This window comes from Candidatus Enterococcus wittei, assembly GCF_002140175.1.
GTDB classification, from domain to species: Bacteria; Bacillota; Bacilli; order Lactobacillales; family Enterococcaceae; genus Enterococcus_B; species Enterococcus_B wittei.
In genome coordinates this window covers 90,950-114,229 of record NZ_NGMO01000001.1, presented here as the reverse complement: position 1 = coordinate 114,229, position 23,280 = coordinate 90,950, and the positions used below count along the sequence as shown (strand labels likewise).

Below are 23,280 nucleotides of genomic sequence, written 5' to 3'. Positions count from 1 at the left end.
AAAAGGGGGAAATCCAGTAATGTTATTTTTAGCACTTTGCTGTATAGGTTAAGAATTTCTACCTAATTGATATTAATGACCTGTCTCTTATACACATCTAGATGTGTATGCGCGGTGGGTATACTTGTAAGTAGTAGAAATTATTTATATTTTTTTGAATATCCTCTTGAAAAAATACATCTGGGTTGTTTTTTTTTTCGTTTAGGTTTAACGTAATAGTGTAATTTTTTAAAGGAGGAACATCATGTTAGAGAAAACTTTATATAACCAATTATTTTCACGCTCTTTCTCACTTCCTGTAGAAGTCAGTTATTGGGATGGGACAGTCAAACACTATGGAGATACTGATAATCCTCCCCAAATCAGAATTAAATTCAATGAAGAAATCCCAATGAAAGAGATCACACATAACGCTTCTCTTGCACTAGGGGAAGCCTACATGGACCATCGTATAGAGATTGAAGGGGATATCCAAGCGCTGATCAACGATGCTTATCAGCAAGCCGATAGTTTTTTGAGAGGAAAAGACTATTTAAAATGGTTGCCTAAAAAAGAAAAGCATACCAAACATCAAAACAAAGAGGACATTCATGCGCATTATGATTTAGGAAATGACTTTTATGAATTGTGGCTAGATCCGACTTTGACATATTCTTGCGCTTATTTCAAAACACCAGAAGATACCTTAGAACAAGCACAAATCAATAAAGTACACCATATCTTAGATAAGCTATTTATAAAAGAAGGTGAAACGTTGCTGGACATTGGTTGTGGCTGGGGGACATTGATGTTCACAGCTGCCAAAGAATACCAGGTTAAAGCAACTGGTATCACCTTAAGTGAAGAACAGTATGAATTGATCAGTCAAAAAATCAAAGAAGAACATTTAGAAGATCGTTGCCGTGTCTTATTGATGGACTATCGTGATTTGAAAAATGAAACATTCGACCATATCACGAGTGTCGGTATGTTTGAACATGTTGGGTCAGACAACTTAGAAGGCTACTTCAAGGTCGTCAAGGAATTGTTGAATCCAAAAGGAACAGCACTGATCCATGGGATTAGTCGCCAACAAGGTGGTGCAACGAATGCCTGGATCAACAAGTATATTTTTCCAGGAGGCTACATTCCAGGTGTAACCGAATTAGTAGATAATATGACAAAAAATGATCTTCAGTTGATTGACTTAGAAAGTTTGCGACGAGATTATCAAATGACCTTGGAACACTGGACCAGAAATTTCCATCAAGTAAAAGATAAAGTGACCGAAGAAAAGGGTGATTCTTTTTATCGAATGTGGGATATCTATCTACAAGCTTGTGCAGCTTCCTTTGAATCAAGTAATATCGATGTGATCCAATATTTACTTGTTCATCCTGGAAATAATACGATTCCAATGCATCGCTATTCTGATCAATAAGTTCTTCAAGTTTGAAAGAAACAACGTTTGATTGACTCTAATCAACCTTTTTTGTTTTATTTAGTAAAAAGGCAATTTTATTATCTAAGACTGACAGACATCTTTTTATTAGCTATAATTAACTTAATAAAAAGATCAAATAGGAGTGTGTTTATGAAAACTAAAGTTATTTTTACAGGTTTATTTTCACTACTACTTTTAGCAGGTTGTCAGTCTACGCAACAAACTACACCTTCCTCTTCTGCTAAAGAATCGACTACTACTACAGTTTCTAAAGATAAAACTAATCAAAGTACAGTGAGCAGTCAGTCGAATGGGAATGAGTCTGAAAACATGAGTCCAGAGATCCGCGTATCCGTTGAAAGAGCAATTGAACTATTTGAAGAAACATACCCAGATACGGTAATTACTAGCTTAGAGCTTGATTCTAATTTTGGTAGCTATTTCTATACTATCGAAGGTGTAGATGACCAAAAAGAGTATAAAGTGAGGATCGATGCAAAAGATGGGATAGTAGAAGCAAAACAGCCAGAAGCATTAGATCCTGACGAGCAACAAGGAAAGAAAAAAGCAGAAGATGCTTTAGATTTAAGTAATTTACTTCCAATTGATAAAGCTACCACAATCGCTGTCAAAAAAGTAGGCGGGGGGAGAGCGACAGATTGGGATTTAGAGAAAGAAGTTGGCACTACTTATTGGGATGTAAAAGTGAAAAACGGAAATCAAGTAACCAATGTGAAGTTAAATAGTCAAACGGGCGAAGTTTTAGCAACTGAACAAGAGGATTAATTCAAACGATTGTCACTTTTTTGATTACTTTTGTTTTGCTAAATGATACACTTGAAAAAACATCACCAAAAGGAGAGACTAAATTGAGTTTAGAAACCACTTTTTTGAATCATACCTTTAAAAATCCATTGATGAATGCTTCTGGTGTACATTGCATGACAGTTGCTGAACTTGGTGAACTAGCACATTCTCAAGCAGGGGCTTTTATCACTAAAAGCTGTACCCTCGAAAAACGTGCGGGTAATCCTGAACCACGTTACTATGACGTGCCACTTGGAAGTATCAATTCCATGGGCTTACCCAATTTAGGCTTTTCTTATTATCTTGACTATGCGCTTTCATATGAGAAGTTACATGCAGAAAAGCAACCTTTGTTTTTTTCAATTGCTGGCATGAGTGCAAAAGAAAATCTAGAGATGTTGAAATTAATTGAAGCAAGTGATTTTCAAGGAATCACAGAGTTGAATCTTTCTTGTCCAAATGTTCCAGGAAAGCCTCAGTTAGCCTATGATTTTGAGGCAACTGCTGACTTATTAGCACAAGTTTTCCAAGTTTTTACGAAACCTTTAGGAATCAAATTGCCTCCATATTTTGATTTTGCACATTTTGATCAAATGGCTACTATATTGAACCAGTATCCGATTGCTTATGTCAATTCGATCAATAGTATTGGCAATGGCTTATACATTGATCCAAAAAGTGACACAGTTGTTATCAAACCAAAGGATGGTTTTGGTGGACTAGGCGGGGAGTATGTCAAACCAACAGCATTAGCTAATGTACGTGCCTTTTATACACGATTAAAACCAGAGATCAAGATCATTGGAACTGGTGGTATCAGAAATGGTCAAGATGCGTTTGAACACTTGTTATGTGGAGCTAGTATGGTACAGATCGGAACTGAACTTCATAAAGAAGGGGTGGCGATTTTTGAACGAATCACTCAAGAACTAGCGATGATCATGGATGAGAAAGGGTATCAGACAATTGATGAATTCAGAGGAAAATTACGTGTGATGTCTTAGAAATAGACGGAATAATAGAGAAGCTGGGGCAGAAATGATTAACTCCGAGAAATAAGCTGAAATTCACGAAATTTGCTTTTCAAATTTTTGTGAATTTCAGCTTATTATCGAAGGAGTTGCTTCTCGCCGTTTATATGTATTTAGAGCGTGAGACAAGAGTAAATCATACTTTTGTACTGCGCTTTTTTTATGGAGTAGATAGTCGAAACGTTTTTTGTCAGATTTAAATAACGCAATGAGAAAAACAGTGTGCTTCTTTCGATAACTAATGTTTGTTCATTAATATGCAAGCGTAACCATTGTGGGTTTTTTATTCTTATGGGAAAATGACAAAGGAAAAAAGGAGGTTTAGTAATGAAAGATGCGATTTATCTGGCAAATGGCTTGAAAACAAAACAATTTAGCCAAGAAGAACTAATAAAAGATATCCAGCATAAAATAAATACAAGAAATCCGCAACTCAATGCATTTGTTACAGTGGAAAAAATCGATTTAGCGCAGCCTAACCCATCATTGATGGAACATACATCGCCATTGGCTGGTGTGCCTTTTCCCTTAAAAATGCTTGGTCAAGAAAAAAAAGAATGGCTTGCTACTTCAGGGTCGCGTTTATTTGCCAATCATCGAGCAACTAAAAATTCCAATTATGTGAATGCTGTTGAAGCGGCTGGTATGATACCATTTGGTCAGACCAATGCGCCTGAATTTGGTTTTAAGAATATCACAGATCCTCTCTTGTATGGGGTAGCACGAAATCCTTGGAATCTTGCTCATTCTCCTGGCGGCTCAAGTGGTGGAGCTGCTGCAGCAGTGGCTGCAGGGATCGTTCCATTGGCAGGCGCTAGTGACGGGGGTGGCTCTATTCGCATACCAGCATCATTTTGTGGGTTGATCGGGTTGAAACCATCTAGAGGCACCATGCCAGTTGGTCCAAATGCATGGCGAGGTTGGCAAGGTGCAGCCATTGATTTTGGATTGACCATATCGATGAGAGAAACTAAAGCACTCTTTGAAGAATTACGAGGAATCCATAAAGGTGCACCATATCAAGCAAATCCTGCTGAATGGAAAAAACATCCAGTAAAAAAAAGTTTAAGAATCGCCGTTTGCATCGAATCACCTATTGGCACTTCTGTTAGTGAAGAAGCAATGCAAGCAGTCAAAGAAGCCATGTTTTTTCTAGATCAAGAAGGACATGAGATTATTGAAATTCCTTATCCTTTAGATGGGCGTAGGTTGATTCATTCCTATTACCAAATGAACGGCGCAGAAACTGCCGCCATGGTCGAATCGATCGAAAAGAATTTGCAACGAAAGATTACTGAAGAAGAACTGGAGCCGATGTCTTGGGCCTTGGTGAATTATGGAAAGAAAATTTCTGCTGCTACGTATATCCACTCTTTACATGTTTGGGATCATGCGACAGTCACCATGGAAGAATTCTTTGAATCAGTGGATCTGTTTCTTTCGCCAACAACTACAGATATCGCTCCTAAAATCATAGAAGACTTACAAAATGATCGTATCCGACAACAGATGGCGCTAATACCGGAACTTTCGCAAGAAGAAGGGTTACAGGTGATTTCTGATATGTTTGAAGAAAGCCTGAAAATTACGCCCTATACGCAGTTAGCCAACCTTACAGGGCAACCAGCGATCAGTCTACCCACTCACTTGACGAAAGAGGGACTACCATTAGGCATCCAATTTATGGCGGCTAGAGGAAGAGAAGATCTGCTTTTTCAGGTTGGTGAACTATTTGAATGCAACAAACGTTTTTATTTACCAAAAGACTTAGAAGAATAATTCATTCTGGAGGAAACGATGAAGAAAAAATTAATGGCATTATTTATGGTTGGTTTTATTGTTTTATTAACTTCATGTGGCAAAGCTCAAGCAGAACAAGCAGATAAAAGTTGGGAAAAGGTACAAAAAAATAAGGAAATGGTTGTTGCTACATCAGGGACACTATTTCCTGCATCTTATTACAATGATGAAAATCAACTGGTGGGCTACGATGTGGATATCGCAAAGGAGATTGCGGATCGTTTAGGAGTAGCTATTTCTTTCAAAGAATATAATGTAGATGGACAAATCACTGCTGTCTCCAAACAACAAGCTGACTTTGCTGCCAATGATTTTTCTACAACGAAAGAACGGGAAAAAAAGTTTAAATTATCAGTGCCTATCAAGTATTCTTTTGATAGTATGATTGTGCGTAAGAGTGATGATTCAGGTATCCAATCATTGGAGGACCTTGACGGAAAGAAAGCTGCAGGAGAACCCAATACTAGCTATATGCGTTTAGCTGAAGAATATGGTGCTACACCGGTCACTTATGATAATGCAACAAATGATCAATATTTGACAGATGTCGCTAATGGTCGCACAGACGTCATTTTAAATGATTATTATTTGCAAAAAATGTCTCTTGCAGCGTTACCCGATATTCCAGTAAAAATATTAGAAGATGTCTATTTTAATGAAAACCATAGCGGATTTTTATTTAAAAAAGAGAATAAAGAATTGAGAAACAAAGTCAATGAGGTATTGAAAGAAATGCAAGAAGATGGCACTTTAGCAAAAATTTCAGAGTCCTATTTTCAAACCGATGTGTCTGTTAAACCAAAAGAAAAAATAATGGAAACGGTGAAGGATTAATGTATTTTCCATCGATTGATTTTTCATTGATGTGGTCTTCATTACCCTTTGTTTTGGGAGGATTAGGTTACACTTTGGGGATCGGCGTGGTTTCTTTTCTTTTAGGAAATATCATTGGGTTGATTCTGACAATCTTAGGCTTGGTAAAATGGAAGCCACTTCAATTAGTTATTCGCTTTTATCTGTCTTTTTTCCGAGGAGTTCCTGCTTTAGTTTTATTGTTTCTGCTCTATTTTGGTTTGCCTTATCAATTAAATGCAATCACAGCAGCTGTGATTTGCTTTACTATCACAAGTAGTGCCTTTATTGGGGAGATTTATCGTGGATCACTTGAAGGGGTTAATCAAGGACAGTGGGATGCTGGCAAAGCATCAGGTTTTTCTTTTCTAGGCGTTCTACGTTTCATTGTCTTACCACAAGCGTTTCGGATTTCCATTCCTGCACTCAGCAATGTAGCAATGGATCTAGTCAAGGGCACCTCTTTAGCGGCGACGATTACTGTTCCAGAGATCTTCCAAAAAGCAAAAATCGTGGGAGGAAGAACATTTGATTATTTCTCTCTTTATATTTTAGTTGCCTTACTCTATTGGCTGATATGTATAGGGATTGAACAGTTACAAAAATATTTAGAGTATCGCTTTAATCAACAAAAAAGGATTAGTTGATCCATCAGTGAAACGAACTTAGGGGAATTTATCTCTAAGTTCGTTTTTTAGTAAATAAATATTGGTTTTTTGAGCAAATTCCTGTAAAATAAAAAAGCGAAAGTATGTTCGGAGGTTGAAAGATGAAAACACCTTTAACGATTGAATTAGAGTCTTCATTGTATCATTATTGTATCGAACAAGGAGGGATCGTAGTAGAGGAAGTGACCATGCCTGAAGAACATGGGATCGTGGACACATTGAGTTGCTTGCTAAAAGTTGATGGTAGCCGGGAGTGGCGCTGTTACGAACTGAAAGTCACGAAAGCCGATTTCCGTTCTACTGCAAAGCTATCTTTTGTCGGTCATTATAATTACTTTGTTTTGCCTCAAGAACTCTATGAAGAAGTCAAACAGGAAATCCCTACTGAAATCGGAGTTCTTGTTTATCGGGCTTATTCACAGGAAGAAGAAATGCCAGTTCCCGGAACGTTTGTGATAGCGAAAAAAGCGATGGGTAGAGAATTAAGTGTTCCAGAAGAAGCTTTGACTAACCGATTTATGGCTTCTTTATTCAGAGAAGTCAGAAAGGCCAAGCAAATGGAACATGGAGTCAAATATTTTCCAACTGAGCAATTGTACAAAGAACTAAAAAAACGCTCAGAAACACAAGATCCATTCTCTCAGGAACGATTTTATGAACGATTTATGGAAGAAATCGAAAACCAAACAATTAGTGATTTAAAAGAGGAAAATCAAGCATTGCAACAAGAGTACGAGTGGTTACGTCAACATAGTCACACACGACGTTTGCCAACGGAACCATTGGAGTGAAGACATGTATTATCCTTATCTAAGAGGTAAACAATTTGATTTACTTGCTTTAAAAGAAGCGTTACAACGAGGAGTTTTATCCGAAAAAATTCAGCCTGTCATTGAACCAGTCCGGGATTCTGCGACTTTAAAGAATGTAGTAGAGTTATTTCAGTCTCAGAATCATGCGCTGACAATCATTAAAAATCCACAAGTAGGACAATTCAAACTGTTTGATCACCATCTACATACATGGCAAGTGAAAGAAAACAGTTCGCTTTATCAAGCCCAAATCATTACACCTACTAATTATCAGGAACTTGTCGAAGGTCCTCCAGCAGTGATCATTTTTGATGGTCAGCATCAACCGAGAGATCCGGCGATTTGGCAAGCATTGATCGACACAGAGGCTTTATTTTTGATTCCAGATACTAGTCGGATCAAAATTTTGTTACCTAAAAATAAGATCATCGTTCGTGATCAATTCCAAACACACCGTCATGTTGAAGCCTACGGTGATAAAATCGATGATTTTTTTAGTGATGACTATCTTTACTTTGAGGAAGATGGTTATAGTGGATTTTCTGATTTCACGATTGAAGGAAGTCGTTACTTTGATAAGGGCTTTCCTAGCCGTGCGTTGGCTTTACACCTGACGTATGTTGATGCATATGGAAACATTCGCATCAAACATTTTGTTTCTGATAGTAATGATTCTGCGAAAAACCAAAGCTTGAAATTTATGGAAGCGGCTGAAAAAATGTTTCTATGGACGATGAGAAATCATCAACAATTATTGATTACTGAAGGATTACTAGAACTAGTCGAACTGTATCAACAAGAAAAATTTCCTGGACTAGGTGTATTGAAAAAATGGACCTTGATGCATCACTTGGAATTGATCAGTCAATTGTTAGACCATCCCAACGATTGGCTAAGAAATTATTCCAGAGTAGATGAACTATATGTTAGAATCAAAAAATAAAGCACAATCGTTAGAATAGGAGTGAAGTGATGTATTTAAGAAAAACCACTTTGGCAGATCTATCTGAAGTGATGAAATTGATTGATCAAGGGGCAGCCTATCTTTTTGAACAAGGACTACCTCAATGGCAAAATGGACAAAAACCTTCAAAAGAGAAAATCATGGAAGATATTGATCGCCAAGAAAGTTATGTATTGATTGATGATGAAAAAATCATTGGTACAGCTGCTCTTGTAGCTGGTATTGATCCTGTGTATACGGCGATCAAAGGTAGATGGGAAGGGGATTCACCTTATCTGTCCATTCATCGTGTAGCATTAGATCAAGAAGTGCGAGGGAAAAAGATTGGCAAACAGTTGTTGGAACACTTATTGACTGTAGCATCGGTACTAGGTGTTAGTGATGTTCGGATTGATACTTATCCAAACAATCTCCCAATGGAAAAAACGATTTTTTCAGCAGGATTTCGCTATAAAGGAATGATCGAGTTTCCATTTCAGCACGGCGAACGCAAAGCCTATCAAAAACATGTGTGAACCAAAAAAACAAGCAATCACCAAACTAATGAGCTTTAGTCTGGAAGATTGCTTGTTTTAATTTTTCCTTTTCGATTTCAAGGGATTGCTTATTTTCAAATAAAAGCAAGGTAGGAAGTGTCTTTAACCGATCGATTTCTTTCTGATCTGCATCAAAAAGCGCCAAACGTTCTTGGACTTTTTCTAAGGAGTCGCCACGTTTTATTAATCGTTCACGTAGTTGGTCTTTAGGAAGGGTAACGAATATCGGGTGGATACAGTCTCCAAAAACTCCGTATAGATGCCAGAACCCTTTAGCAGTTATAACAGTGTAGCAATCTCCTTGTTTCAGTTTCTGTAGTATTTCTTGTTTACCGGAACCATAGTAATGACTAGCGTAGACATCCCATTCAGCTAATTCATTTTCAGTAATCATTTGTTCAAACTTTTCTTTAGAAATGAAGTGGTAGTCAACATTATTTCGCTCATGAAGGCGAGGAGGACGCGTCGTATAAGTAATGATCTTCTGTTCAGGCGAGAATACAGCAGAGGCTAAGGTCGTTTTTCCAGAACCTGATGGACCGATGAATACATAACAAAGATTCATTTTATGTTTACCTTTCTTGTTAAAAATAAAGTGCTTCTATAAGAATAACAAATAACCAATCAAAATGGAAAAGAATAATCATGAAGTTTATATTTATTCCGAAAAGTGAAAATGTTGAATAAAAAAACAACAAAAAACTTAATCAATCAAAACAGATAGGCTAAAGAAGCTCTGTTCCAATCAATTAAGCTTTTTAAAAGAATCATTTTTATAATAAAATTAAACCAATAAACCTGTGACAATGGCACTTAAGAAACTTACTAATGTGGCAGTAAAAAGAATCTTAAGTCCGTGTTTGGCAACAAGATTTCCTTTTTCTTCATTGAGCCCCTTCATTGCTCCTGAAATGATACCAATCGAAGAAAAATTAGCAAATGATACTAAGAAAACGGAAAGAATCGCCGTTGTTCTTTCAGTAAAGTGGTAAGTGCCAGCTGAAAGTTCCGTCATGGCCACAAATTCATTCGTCACTAACTTTGTAGCCATGATACTACCGGCATCAACCGCTTCGTGCCAAGGGATACCACTGATAAACGCTAGTGGCGCAAACACATAACCGAGGATTTGCTGGAAGGTAATGCCGAAAATCCCATTAAAAATCGCATTGATCATAGCAATCAAAGCGACAAAGCCAATCAGCATAGCAGCAACAGTAATCGCTACATGAAAACCGTCTAAAATATATTCACCAAGCATTTGGAAAAAAGTCTGATCCTTTTCTTCCTCGATAATCAATTCATCTTCTGATTCATCAAGTTCGTAAGGATTGACGATTGAAGCTAAGATATATCCACCAAACAGATTCAAAATGAGTGCTGTGATGACATATTCAGAATCGATCAACGCCATGTAAGAACCTACAATTGACATAGAAACGGTCGACATGGCAGAAACACTCATTGAAAATAGTCGTTTTTCTGATAAAAAGGGTAATTCTTTTTTGATAGAGATGAATACTTCAGACTGTCCAAGAATCGCAGAAGCGACTCCATTATATGATTCTAATTTACCCATTCCATTGATTTTACTGAGAGCTAATCCAATAGCTTTCATGAAAAGAGGCAAAATCTTGATATAACGAAGAATACCAATAATCGCAGAAACAAATACAATAGGCATCAACACGGCTAGAAAGAAAGGTGCACTACCTGTATTTGCTACTCCCGCAAAAACAAAATTAACCCCTTCACCAGCAAAAGTTAATAGATAATCAAAGACTTTTGCCAATGCGGTAACTACTACAGTACCAAAGGTTGTACGAAGTAAAATAAACCCAAAAACGAACTGCAAGAATATCATGACGATCAGTGGCTTACGTTTTATCGCTTTTTTATCACTACTGATCAATATAGCTAAACTAAAAATAAATAATAATCCAATTATTCCTAAAAATCGATTCAAAAATGATCACTCCTATCCAAAATTCCGTTTAATTCTACACGTTATTTCTTCACAATACGAAGCTTTTGACAAAAATTTCATGAGATTTTTAGACTTAAGCGCATACATACTCGATTAAAAAATCAAAAGAATATAGAGGAGTGGCACCCAAAATTTTCATTCAACAAACTTTCTTTAAGAAATTTTGTTTTTGATTAAAGTGAGGATAAGGGACAATATGCTAAAAAAGTGAGGGGTTCAAGTTTGTTGTCTCAGGATAAGCATATAAAGAAATGGAAACATTCACAGGTTTCGCCACCTTAGGATAAGAACAAAAATGAAAAGGGGGAAATCCAGTAATGTTATTTTTAGCACTTTGCTGTATAGGTTAAGAATTTCTACCTAATTGATATTAATGACTAATTCAATCGGCGACGTTAATCATAAGTGAGTGAATCGGCGTGTAGGTACACGATATTTGCAGAATTCAAACGCAAATTGTTCCTAGAGACATCCACATTTGCTCGAGAAGCCGGTCGAGCAAGAGGCCGATTTGATGAAAACTAAAAAAATAAATTCCACAAGTTTTAGAACGAGTAATGACATTAGCCGACAGGCTATAAAGAACTACTAATAATTAAAACAGTCAAATAGTAAATAGCAAAGACTAGAAAAAAATCCTAAAAAATTAGCGTGGATTTATTTCATGGTCTAGTTTTTCATTTCGTTATTAAGAAAATTTATCTTTTTGCCATGGAAAGAAAATACTCGCATGATTTTAGGACCACAAATAGGAGTATAAGAATGGTCGGGTAATAACCTTCCTTATATTTCTATTTGTTTGTGTATAAATCCCCATAACTTGTCCATCTGATTTCTAGTTAATGGTTAGCCTAAGGTAAAGATTATAGTAACTCCAAAAAAAGAAGAACTGACTAATACAGTAGTTCTTCTTTTGATATCTATTATTCGTGTTACTGATTAACTAAGATGTTCTTTACCATTTTCTAGCAGCTTCCATGACATTGAACAATGAAGAATCAATTCTTTGTCCTTGATTATAACTTGAAATAGAGTTGGTTCTAGTTTCATAAAATTTGTGAGAAAAAGTAAAACAATTGCACCTTATCTTCATAGTGAAAAAGAAAGATTTTTTAGGAGTGATTTTTTGACTTTTTGTTAAAAGGTAAGCTGAGACATACTGGATAAATGGTCTTCTTTGTTTAGGCTCTCCGTCAAATGATAGAGGTGAAGAAAAAGATAGAGTAACTAAAACATGGATGATGTATTTTTTTCAAGTTTTCGATAACAAGGTCATATTGTCTTTAATCAAGCCTCTATCTATTATCTGGGAAACACCTTTCTTTTTATATAACTTTCTTAATTTTATATTTGGTATGGTCACAAATTCTGTAGGGTTACATTCCTATTTTGCTTTATAATCAATATGAAAGCGGATTCTATAAAGTGAGTTTCAAAATTCCCACAAAAAGGAGGAACAGCTGTAGTTATGTGGGGTAGCTTTGTTTGATCTATTAATGTTGCTTTCATTGTGGTTTTTATCTATCTTTTGTTTTTCTACGTTGATGTACTGTTGCTCTTTGTCTGAAAGAACTGTCACTTTAGAGAAAATGATGTAGAGTTGTTAGAGCTAGCCATGGAAAATTCATTGGTGACACAAAAGCATAGTTCCTTAGGTGTTATTCAAATAAACACTTATACAACAAAATAGTCCTATAATTAATGTTTAACGGAGGAGTGAACAAGATGCCACAGAAAGTTAAGATGACGAAGAAGATAAGGCTACCACAAGCTAACTCTAGAGAAGTGATTGGAAAGGGAAATAATAAACGAAATGACAAGAATAAATCAAGAAATGACCAAGCAAAATTAAATTATATTGCCAATAATACGGGACAAACACCAACCCCCGATGGCTTATTGACATTAGATGGCTTCCTTTATTTATACAGTATCTGCCAAAACGCACGATTAGTCGATCCTCCAAAGCAACAGACGGTCATCAAAAAAAATGCGCCAGCATTTGAAGCGAACACACGAATTGATGTGAGAAGAAATGGAAACCAGACAAGAATTCATTCCTTTGTTTCCACCTCCACCATCAATCGTGAGCGAATCCAGTCCTTGAATACGCCCCCTACCATGCCTCATCAGTCAACATCAATCGCCTTACCGTTTATCAGTGCTAGTCCATTTTTTACCAACCAAACATTTCCTCATCAGACATCGACGTCTGCACCACAAGACATCGACATAGCGAAGAGAGCACATGAATTGAGTCTTTCTGTTCATCAGAGGATCCATAATATCTATCAACTTCTGAATTGTAGTACCACGAGAAGGACGGATCAGGTGAATACCTATGTCATCGGGGGAGAAAGTGTAGAACAAACGAGTATTCAAACCATTTGTCAGGAGGCGGTGGGCCAAGCAGAGAGACGAAATGATCAAGGAGTAAAACAAGAAAGTGAGCTTTTTTCTCCTCCTAACAACATCATTAGGACGGATCAAGGAACCTATTCTTTTTCTGCGGAAGAGGCAGCGCAAAAACTAAGTAAATCCTTTCAAGCTACTTATAAAAATAAACAGAATGTCCCCGTGGATGACCCTAATGTACATAATCAAGTAACAGAGACGTTTTGGAAGGGACTAACTGATCTGTTTTACCAGTTTTTTTCCCAACATGAACAGATGGCTTATACTCAAGAACAAAAAGAAACAAGCGGTTCGTTCATGTCGAACTTTGTTGATTGGTTACAGAGCACCTTTTCGGTAAACTACGGGGAACAAATTCCCAATCATAACCAAACAGCACAGTACCGACAAATTCCAATGACTACTCATCCGACAGATTACTCGCTCCCTACCCAGACTTCGCAAAAAAAATCGAAGAAGAAAATGCCAGAAAATAATCCTCAGGAATTAGCTTCAGAAACGATTCCACAATCGGTAGGGGAAACTGCATCCATACTGTCCCTTAAAGAAGAAAAATTTTTGTTCCCATTTTGGCATCTAGCGGCGGATTTTTATGGAAGGGTGGATGGCTATATTCAATATTTTAATTTTGATATCTTTCCAAACTTGGTTGCTGAGGCAAGGCCGATAATTCCGACTGATGTTGAAGAAACAGAAGAAATTCTGTTGGGGTATGAAAAACTATCCGCAAGTACGGTATTAAAAATAAATCGAATCATGACAGAGTATCTGGATAGACAGCCTCTTACTGTATCAAACAAAGAACCATTTCCTCCTTTTTGGAGTGATCAAGAAACTTTTCAATTGCGTCATAAAATAGAAGTGGTCAATCAAGAAGTTAAAAAATATTTGTGTGATCAAGGTGTTCCGTGTGATGGATTATCAGGAGTTGAATTACTTGAAGCTGTGGAGAATTGGGTAGAAAAAGATGGAGATGAAACTAAAAAAAACAGAAAGATACGACTAGCCCAAGTCATTCGTAAAGCTTCTGGACTTCAAAATAGAGATTTGAAATATACCAAAGCAGCGCACATCCTCTTACAATGGAAAAATAATAATATTTTTAAGGATTATCAGTTCAAAGAGCTGGAGCAACAGCCCATCAGTGAAATTCCAACAACAATTGAAGGGAACACCGTAACCAACCAGAATAATGAGACAATACAATCAACCACACCTCTACCATCAGTGGAGATTAATCCCCAGTTGCAATGTTCTGAATTTCTATCCACAGAAACACGATTGAAATTGAATCATGTTCTTAATTTATATATAAATGGTTCTATGTTTAATAAAGAATTACAAGAATCGATTCCTAAAAATTTAGCACCTTTCTGGTATGATTTGGAGCTTTTTGAAAAGCGTGACCAAACAGATAAAGTTAATAATGATGTGAAAGCTTTAATCTGTAAGCAAGGCCAAAAGTGTCGGAATAAAGTTATGACAGGGCAATCTTTGTTTCTAGAAATACGAGATTGGGAAAAATCAAAAGATGCCCAGACCGTGCGAATCAATAGAAAAAATGTAGCCAGAAACATTCTTAAGTCTTCCGGGCTTTTTACTCGAAGTTTGAATGCTGAAGGTGTCGAACTCATTTTATTTCAATGGATAAACAATAATATTTTTAAGGACTATAAATTTAAAGATATCAGGAAAACGCACGCAAAAACAACTGAAGAATTGAATGAATCCCAGTCAAGCACACCAACACCTATAACATCAGTGACAATAGCCTTAACAACAGGAGAATTTTCTAAAGGAACACAAACAAAATTAGCTGTTACAGAAATGCCTATATTCACGACCCGTTTTGATGAAGCGCTCTTGAAATCTTATGAAATACTTTCAGATGATACAATAGCAAATATAAAGCAACTCACAACGGAATATCTAAAGGGTCAGTCTTCTGATTTATCGAAAACCAAAAGTTTCCCTCCTTTTTGGTATGACCCTGAAATCTTTAAATTGCGTAGTAAAACACCAGATGTCAATCAAAAAATCAAAGACTATTTATGCGAGAAAGGAGTTTCATGTAAAGGATTATCAGGGTTGAAATTGATCAATGCCGTAGAGGCGTGGGTAACAACAAATAGGCTGATTAAACCACTTAGAAGAAAACACCTAGCTCATATTATTCGTGAAGCTTCTGGATTGGAGAGTAGAGACGATCTGCCTGATAAGAAGATAACAAATATCTATCTACAATGGAAAAATAATAATATCTTTCAAGGGTACATCTTTAAAGACCAACAACTAGCAACTCCAAAAGAATTATTGATGACTGATGCAACTACAATATTGGATGAAAATCAGTTGAATACGGAAATGACTGTTGGAACAGACAGAACTCAACTAACTACTGAATCTGCCCAAGAGGTAGATATAGATAATCATCAACTACATTTTGAAATTAGGACTAAAAGAGGGCCGGTACAGGATCTGCCGAATTCTAATACCCCAATGCTGAAATCTTATAAAAAACTTACTCCGGATGAAATAAGAAAAATAAATAATATTATTTCGAATTTTCTTGGAGAACATTCTTCTAGCAAACCAACTTCCGAAGAATTACCACCTTTTTGGTATGATGAGGTTTTATATCAGAAACGGAGTGAGACAGAAAAAGTCAATGAATTAGTCCGAGAAACCATATGTGATGGGAAATCTTCGTGTTCATACACGACGAATAGAGAACTGTTGCTTGCTTCACAAAATTGGATACACGAAGATAAAAAACTAGCGTTAAATAGAATGAAACTACTGGCTGTTAGGATTCTTGAGGCTTCGGGACTTTCTGGAGAAGCAATGTCAGAAACTAGAGCATCAACGATTTTACTTCAATGGCAAGACAATAACATCTTCAGGAATGTCAAATTTAAAGCGGTAGATCAAGCGACTTTGATCATAAACCCATCACGGAATGAAACGATCATCGAAAATACTGAGGTAGTCGGGACAACGATTCATTTGATCGCAAATTCCTATGGACCCATTCCTCAAGAAGCGTTGATCACCACCAATCATATTCGGAAAGCTTATTTAGATGGTCGTCCTTCCCTTGTAGATACGTCTGTACCACTGATTCCTATCTGGTATGATTTTGAGTTATATCAAAAACGAGGAAGAACAGACAAAGCCAATGAGGCAGTAGAAAATTTTCTGTGCGACCAAGGGGTGAATTGTGGAGCATTAACCAACCAACAACTCGTTCTTACCGCCAATGAATGGGCAAAAAAGGTACCAACAGATGCGGAGATTTTAGAAAAAAAGAAAGAACTTGCTCCAATCATTCTAGAGGCTTATGGAATTGCCGATAGAAATATTACTGATACGAGTGCACTCAATGCGGTATTTCAATGGGAAAACAACAATGCTTTAGATGAGTACACATGGATCAAACCCAAGCAATTAGAATTTGAAGCAATCAAATCCCAAAATGGATCTCTAGAAATAACTGATGAGCTAAAGGAAGTATCACCCAATACCGTGGATCCTGACTTAGTACAAGTACAAAAAACCGTTGTATACCTTATCAATGATATGGTTCATTTGCCTTCTTCTCAGGAAGCGTTACCGATTTTCTATTATGATTATGAACTTTTTCAAAAAAGATCAAAAACCAATGATGTGAATAAAATGTTAAAAGAGTTTTTAATAAAGGAAGGAATAGAAATAAAAGAACTCTCAGAAAGTGAACTAGCGGAGGGAATCCGAAAATGGATCGAAAAAGCAGACCCAAACGAAGCTTTTGACAAATCAGGAAGAAGACAGTATCTGGCTTATCTCCTATTGAATACCTATGGAGTAGAGAACGTGCGCTTAGGGGAATTTATGCCGTTCGACAAAATGAATGCGATCTTCATGCAATGGAAAATCAATGCATTACTCGAGGGTTATCTCTATGAGGAAATCACGAAAGAAACGATTCATCACTATATTGGGAAAACAGAACACTACTTGGTGACTTATTTCAAGCAACAAAAAAAATCAAGCAAGCAAATTTATGACGATTTTATCCACGATCGACCCGCAACTGTATCTAAAGAGAATCCCCTTCCCCTGATTTATGTGCATTATAATCTTTTTAAAAATCGAGAGGAAACGTCAACAGCAAATAGGGCTGTCAGAAGATTTTTGACTGGTAAAGGGGTTTCTTTTATCAATCGGAGCAAAAGTGAATTAGTTCGAAAGTTAAAAGAATGGATCTTCAAAGGAGAAACATATACTGAAATTGTCGCAAGAGAAAAAGAAATAGCCAAGCTGATTCGTAAAGCTTATGGTCTTATAGATAAAGACATAGCTATCAACAAGGCACGAAATGTCTTAATTCAATGGGTCAATAACAATGCACAGTTAGGCTATACTTATAAAGAAAATGATAATTTTGAAGAGGAACCTCAACTCAGCCAAAGAATTAAAACTTTTATTCGTGATAATGGTGAAAATATATTCCAAAATAGAACCATTGATACGATGGAAAAAGAGAAACCCAAGCTAGATAACACACAAAGATTGATTGCATTTTTAATTGAGAATGGAGTGAAAACTGAGGATACTACTCCTGAGAAACTGGGAAAAACTGTCGCAGATTGGGGACTACTTAAGGGAGCAACTCAAGAGACCCTGAATATGGTTAGAGTGAAGCAATTAGCACAAGTCCTTCTCGGAAAACCTCTGGATGGAGTTATTTCCGAGACTCAAGCAACAACGATAGTGGCTGACTGGCTATCCGAGACTCTTGGAAACCGGACTTCTGCCCCACAAGTTGAGGACGAAAAACAACAGACAATTACTAGTACGCCATCTTCAGTCACAAGGGAAAAAGTGAAGTATAAAGGGATTCAATGGCAAGACTCAAAAGTGATGAACCAAATTGAACAGCTCTTTCGACAAGAAGGTCTCCTAACTGGTAACGTAACGAAAGAAACGATCCTGATTGCCATGGGAAAGTGGTTTACACAAGAAGGTAGTGGAATGGTTCTCAGCTATACCAAGCTCCAAAAATTAGCGAAAACGATTTTAAAAGAATTAAATCTATACGGAGGGGGTGATAAAGAGACTATTTCTGACAGAGATGCCAAATTAACCATCACGAAATGGGTATTTGAAAATGTATTAGGGTGTCCGATAGAAATGTATATGATAAAGCAGATTCTGGATTCTCCTAATCCTTCGCAATTTACCATTGGTAGTCTCAGAAAGCTCTTTGAGGTTGATGATTTAAGAATAGCTGGTCGTATAGTGTTACACGTTCTTTCTATTCCTGAAGGTGGGGAAGCCGTGTTCAAGAAACTATGGACACTATTACTCGAAGAGGCATTACCCAATTACTTTCTTGAAACGAGTGCTTTGTCAGATGACTTACTAATCTCCGATTATGGTTCCTTAGTACAATTAATAGGAACAAAATTATTAGTGGATGAAGGGATTCAGACACAATACAACCAAGAAGAAATTCGAACGATTGGTTCATTTTTCTTGGAGGAAGCCATAAAAAATGAGGTCGTGAACTTTGACGAGTTGCACTATATTCTGATCCCTGCACTACTTAGTGTTTCTCAACTGGAACCGGTATTATTACGGAAGGCTTTAGAAGAAGGAAACTATAGAGAAGTAGCTCTTCAGACTTTTATAAGGTATTGGCAAAAGGGAAATATCCAAATCATGGAAAATCAAAGAATGTTCAATCAGGTGTTTGATCTGTATCAAGAAAGTATACTTAAATGGCGACGGAAAAAGGTTTTAGCAGAAGAGGAAGCGAAGAAATGTATCGGACAGGGAACCAAGACGAGTGCTCTAGTATTAGAACAAAGATATCTTGGTGGATCAGATCCTTGTCCTGACTACTTTACTTCTCCTAATATTGAGGATGTCTATAAAACGTTGACAAGAGCTGTATCCGATAGTTTCTATCCGTTTGATAAGAAACTGATTGAGTATGCGACAAATTCATTTGATGCAACAGAAAGTCAGTTTATTTTCTCCCCAGAAACTCACACTTACTTGGCGCATGCTAAATTGGAGAGTAAGCCAGGTGTTCCTGGCCGTGGCACAGCACCGCCTTTTTCAGCTGCTTATCTGAATCAGCAAGTGGTGATTGAACTTTCCCAATGCGATTTGTTTGTAGCAGTTCAAGGAAACGAAGAACGATGGTATGCTCTGAAGAAATTGGAAGAAGACGGGGGTTATAGTTACTATCGAGTGGATAAAGATCCTTTGTTATATCTTAAATTCGGATTATTTGATCAAACCGAGATCAAGGGAAAAGGCTACAAAATAGAAGGAGACTCCATTCGTATAGGAATTCGACTTTATACATTTTCTGTGCGTATGGATCAGAGTAAGAAATTATCCCATGGTGATGAGAAAGAAAAGTTTATTGATACACTTAGCCTTCAACATAGTGAGGCGCTTTACACACAGCTGTATAGGTCAGGTGATGACAAAACAATCGCACAACAAACTTGGGATATCCTTAAACACTTCATTCCTTTTTATGATTGTGTGACAGGAATTGCTGAGCAAGATGCTGCCAAGGCGGTTCCTTCCTGTCTGATCGATGTCGTTCTTTTAATTCCGGTTTTAGGACAGATCACCGCTCTCAATACAAGATTTGCCTTAGGTGTGGCAAGAGCCATAGCAACGGGGGGGATAAGAAATGGAATCCGTAAAGGTGTCCAATTTGCGCCTAATATCTTTGAACTCAAAAAAGTCCTATATAGTACTCTACGCTATATGGATCCAGGATTTGGGTTAGTAGCAGGAGGAAGCAAATTGCTCCTTAAAGGATTAGTGAAATTAAAAAATCAGGTGTACATAACGAAGGAAGTGAAAGTTGTTTTAGAAAAGTTGTCCAAATCAATATCATCTCCAGACTTACCAAGTGGGATGGTCAAGGCTAAATTACCAGATGGTGGATCGGAAATAGTGGTGAAATTAGTCAAGCATCATTTATATGCATCGGTAACGGATTTAAAAACCGGAACTGTTTCTGGAAGATATTTTGTATTGAAAGGGGATCATTTAGAACCTTTTAGTGGATCAGTTACCTTTACATCGGAACAACAAGCATTGATCGATCGTTTAGCGATAAAAACAAATAATCCTTCTCAAATTATTGTCACGGAACCCAATGTAAACCCAAGAGCTTATGGGGAAGGGCCAGTTTGGACACTCGCCTATGGAGAAGGAACAGAGATGAAGGTTGACAAAGAAGAAGCAGGGGCAGAATATTTTGTTCAAATGAATCAGAAACTCGTTCCTATCCGAATCACAGCGATCGAAGGACATGGTGTACGCTTTGATGTGGTGGAGGGAGAGAAGATTCATCCAGTGAATTACAACGGTATAGAGTGGTATTTTGAAGGAAAGACTTCGCCTTTTATTTCAAAAGAGCTGGCAGAAGAAGTAGGTAAGAAGATCGATGATTTTGAATCAATAGAGGATCCTTCTACTCTTTCCCCTCCCTATGAGCGAGATCTGATGTCTAACGAAAATGGCAGAACCTACATCAAGATCAATGATCACTATATACCTCTTATCTTATTTGATAAAAATAATGGGCGGTACCATTTAGTGAAAAAAGATATAGATGAGCCAATGATGGTATTGAGGTTTGACCCCGATAGCGGCGGATTTACGATGGAAACTGTCAAAGAAAAAGAAGAGTTAAAAATATCTATTCGAGAGGAAATCATTCAGCGAAAGGGAAAAGCTCAATCTAAATGGAAATCTGGTTCATCTACAGACAAAGATTCATCTGCAGCTACTTCCCAAGGTTCATCGGGTACCTCACATGAAGCAGGTCCAGGTACTTCCCAAGTGGGACCAAGCACCTCGACGGGAGCCATTCCCAAAGTTTTCTCCCATCCAGTGGATATACCGACGATTGATTTTCCTGAGTCACCAAATAATTGGGAGATGTGGAAGGACTTTAAAAAGGCAGAACCTCTTCCAGATCGGATAACGATAGAGGAGGATGCGAATATCGATCTTACTAAACTCTCTGAATTCCCACCAAGTTGGGAAGCGTATTATAAAACGGGTGAAGATTCAATCAGACAAAACGTTTATAAAGCGATTGATGTAAGTTTTCCACGACCTATACCTCAGTTAGAAGTATTTACTGGACTTGACTCAACTAGAATGCCAAACTTTCTCAAACCATTTTTTGGACAGCTTAGGGATGATTTTGAAGCGGCAGAAAGAAGGTTTAACGCAGCAGTACTATTATTTAAATCACTATGGAAAATGGAAGACATCTCAAGCATGGAAGAAGGAAAATATCTGATTGAAATGTTCAAATTACAAGGTGTTCCGAAAGCAGAAACAGAAGAGATCCTGAGAGAAAGTATCAGAAAACTATATACGACAGCGGAGCATGGAAAGATGTTCCTTCAAAAATCAAAAGATCTCTTCTTTCAAAATGTATGGACCCTCTCGTCGAAATTGATTTATGATAGGGAAGCGCTGAGTTATTATTCCTCAATTCAAGACATAATTAGATCGGAGGCCTTTACAGTAAAATATGATGGGGAGTGTCGTATCTTTATCTTGGCAGATGCTTTTCACTTAGATCCAAAAGTTCTTCCTGAAGCACACATACAACCAACTGGTTATGAAACAGTGATGCATGAAGTCACACATATCATGTCCGATGCAGAAGACTTATTGCAGTATGGACTAGTTAGGAGAGGATTAAGGAAAAACGGGAAACGTACACTAGATTATTATGACAACAAATATCCGAATGTAACAAAAGAAGACTCTATACAGATGAAATATTATAGGGATTATTTGGCAAAAGTACTAAGTTCGCCCAACTTAACAGTAAAGAAGATTATTGAAGCGCTAGAAGTCAACCACACCTTACGAGTCCATTTTCAGTTGACAGATGCGGAAATGTTGATGACCATTCTCAGAGATCTTGTCGAAGGAAGAGCCTTTGATGATATATTTCGTGCGAAAAGAGAGAGCGATAAGGAACAGGATGAAAAGAAAAACGACTCGTTTGAGACCCTTAAGGAACAACTAGGAACTGGAGATCTATTTGCGTTACAAGCATTGATATATACAATCGGTTTTATAAATTTTGAGAGAGAAGTTCAGCAGAGCAAGACGCAAGAGAAAACTATCGATATACCTGATTTAACAAATACTAAAACTACCAATAGCCCAACAACTGGAAACAGAAACAAGAGAGACATAGCATCAACTACTATAGAATTCGCAGAGAGTACTACCAATCAAAGTTTATTAAAACTTATCAATCAGAGTATAGAAAGAAGTAACTATCCCAATCATTTTGTCTCTGATCAATCAGTAAGGACGGAGTTGCGAAAGAATATATCAAAGCGAAGTTCTTTAAATCTTGTACCTACAAATACCGAAAACAATCCTAGTTCCTATGTTTCCGAGCAACAAGTAGATACGGCCCCACAAAAGAATACAGCAAACCGAAACTCTTTAAATCATGAAACTACGAATACCGAAAATAATTTCAATCACTTTGTCTCTGATCAACAAATAAGCACAGAGTTCCTAAAGGATACAGAAAAGAAAAGTTTCTTAGATATTGTATTCACTAGTAGAAAGCGAAGTACTCAAAATAATCCAAAGAAGGGGTTCAATCCACTAATAAATAAGAACCAGAAGGCATTAATCCCTCAACTTTAATCAGCTAGTGTCTGACTTTTCTCCATCGTGTTAGAAGACAAAAATCCACGATGGAGAAAAGTGGCGTGGAGATATTCGCAAAGAGTGTCATATTTGGGGAGCTAATGAAACAATCGCCATTTGTAATGTAGTAAGCGAAAAAGTAATAGTGACAGGTGTATTTATGTTAACCATACTGACAGGAGGCAATGAGACAGGGGAGTATAGGATCTTTGTCAAAGGATGTTGGTGAAGAGAAATATTAGAATGATCATACTATATGTGCTCTTAT

At 37.1% G+C, this 23,280-nt stretch carries 12 protein-coding genes; 10 read left to right on the top strand and 2 right to left on the bottom strand.

Annotated elements, in window-relative coordinates; translation table 11 throughout:
* Nucleotides 1-244: 244 nt before the first annotated feature.
* The 9 genes from A5844_RS00335 (at nucleotide 245) to A5844_RS00290 (ending at nucleotide 8,872) form a co-directional block, all read left to right on the top strand.
* Entirely contained in the window at nucleotides 245-1,420 is a 1,176-nt protein-coding gene (locus tag A5844_RS00335; protein ID WP_086283090.1) for a class I SAM-dependent methyltransferase, read from the top strand.
* A gap of 153 nt (nucleotides 1,421-1,573) precedes the next feature.
* Nucleotides 1,574-2,209: a PepSY domain-containing protein gene (locus tag A5844_RS00330; protein WP_086283089.1), complete on the top strand. Its 636-nt coding sequence runs from the start codon at nucleotides 1,574-1,576 to the stop codon at nucleotides 2,207-2,209.
* An 83-nt stretch (nucleotides 2,210-2,292) separates the two neighbouring features.
* Nucleotides 2,293-3,234 carry a dihydroorotate oxidase gene (locus tag A5844_RS00325; protein ID WP_086284052.1) on the top strand — a complete coding sequence of 314 codons (942 nt, stop codon included), beginning with the start codon at nucleotides 2,293-2,295 and terminating at the stop codon, nucleotides 3,232-3,234.
* Between the two features lie 354 nt (nucleotides 3,235-3,588).
* Nucleotides 3,589-5,040, top strand: a complete 1,452-nt coding sequence (locus tag A5844_RS00315; protein WP_086283088.1) for an amidase — start codon at nucleotides 3,589-3,591, stop codon at nucleotides 5,038-5,040.
* Nucleotides 5,041-5,058: 18 nt separating this feature from the next.
* Nucleotides 5,059-5,895 (top strand): transporter substrate-binding domain-containing protein, encoded by an 837-nt coding sequence (locus A5844_RS00310; protein WP_086283087.1) that lies wholly within the window; start codon nucleotides 5,059-5,061, stop codon nucleotides 5,893-5,895.
* A complete protein-coding gene (locus A5844_RS00305) occupies nucleotides 5,895-6,560 on the top strand; it encodes an amino acid ABC transporter permease (protein WP_086283086.1) in 666 nt (221 codons plus the stop codon). The genes A5844_RS00310 and A5844_RS00305 overlap by 1 nt, the downstream gene beginning before the upstream one ends.
* A 122-nt stretch (nucleotides 6,561-6,682) precedes the next feature.
* Nucleotides 6,683-7,372 carry a hypothetical protein gene (locus tag A5844_RS00300; protein ID WP_086283085.1) on the top strand — a complete coding sequence of 230 codons (690 nt, stop codon included), beginning with the start codon at nucleotides 6,683-6,685 and terminating at the stop codon, nucleotides 7,370-7,372.
* A gap of 4 nt (nucleotides 7,373-7,376) precedes the next feature.
* Nucleotides 7,377-8,336 (top strand): sce7725 family protein, encoded by a 960-nt coding sequence (locus tag A5844_RS00295; RefSeq protein ID WP_086283084.1) that lies wholly within the window; start codon nucleotides 7,377-7,379, stop codon nucleotides 8,334-8,336.
* Nucleotides 8,337-8,365: 29 nt separating this feature from the next.
* Nucleotides 8,366-8,872 carry a GNAT family N-acetyltransferase gene (locus A5844_RS00290; protein WP_086283083.1) on the top strand — a complete coding sequence of 169 codons (507 nt, stop codon included), beginning with the start codon at nucleotides 8,366-8,368 and terminating at the stop codon, nucleotides 8,870-8,872.
* A gap of 25 nt (nucleotides 8,873-8,897) precedes the next feature.
* Here the strand turns inward: A5844_RS00290 and A5844_RS00285 are convergent, their stop codons facing one another.
* Nucleotides 8,898-9,458 (bottom strand): guanylate kinase, encoded by a 561-nt coding sequence (locus A5844_RS00285; RefSeq protein ID WP_086283082.1) that lies wholly within the window; start codon nucleotides 9,456-9,458, stop codon nucleotides 8,898-8,900.
* Nucleotides 9,459-9,677: 219 nt separating this feature from the next.
* Nucleotides 9,678-10,859, bottom strand: a complete 1,182-nt coding sequence (locus tag A5844_RS00280) for a NupC/NupG family nucleoside CNT transporter (protein ID WP_086283081.1) — start codon at nucleotides 10,857-10,859, stop codon at nucleotides 9,678-9,680.
* 1,746 nt (nucleotides 10,860-12,605) lie between these two features.
* Here A5844_RS00280 and A5844_RS00275 point away from each other — a divergent pair.
* Nucleotides 12,606-23,009, top strand: a complete 10,404-nt coding sequence (locus A5844_RS00275; protein ID WP_086283080.1) for a QWxxN domain — start codon at nucleotides 12,606-12,608, stop codon at nucleotides 23,007-23,009.
* Nucleotides 23,010-23,280 lie beyond the last annotated feature (271 nt).

Bases quoted from the DNA above. Each gene is read 5' to 3' on its own strand.
- A5844_RS00335 (WP_086283090.1), top strand. From the start codon at position 245: ATGTTAGAGAAAACTTTATATAACCAATTATTTTCACGCTCTTTCTCA.
- A5844_RS00330 (WP_086283089.1), top strand. From the start codon at position 1,574: ATGAAAACTAAAGTTATTTTTACAGGTTTATTTTCACTACTACTTTTA.
- A5844_RS00315 (WP_086283088.1), top strand. From the start codon at position 3,589: ATGAAAGATGCGATTTATCTGGCAAATGGCTTGAAAACAAAACAATTT.
- A5844_RS00310 (WP_086283087.1), top strand. From the start codon at position 5,059: ATGAAGAAAAAATTAATGGCATTATTTATGGTTGGTTTTATTGTTTTA.
- A5844_RS00305 (WP_086283086.1), top strand. From the start codon at position 5,895: ATGTATTTTCCATCGATTGATTTTTCATTGATGTGGTCTTCATTACCC.
- A5844_RS00300 (WP_086283085.1), top strand. From the start codon at position 6,683: ATGAAAACACCTTTAACGATTGAATTAGAGTCTTCATTGTATCATTAT.
- A5844_RS00295 (WP_086283084.1), top strand. From the start codon at position 7,377: ATGTATTATCCTTATCTAAGAGGTAAACAATTTGATTTACTTGCTTTA.
- A5844_RS00290 (WP_086283083.1), top strand. From the start codon at position 8,366: ATGTATTTAAGAAAAACCACTTTGGCAGATCTATCTGAAGTGATGAAA.
- A5844_RS00285 (WP_086283082.1), bottom strand. From the start codon at position 9,458: ATGAATCTTTGTTATGTATTCATCGGTCCATCAGGTTCTGGAAAAACG.
- A5844_RS00275 (WP_086283080.1), top strand. From the start codon at position 12,606: ATGCCACAGAAAGTTAAGATGACGAAGAAGATAAGGCTACCACAAGCT.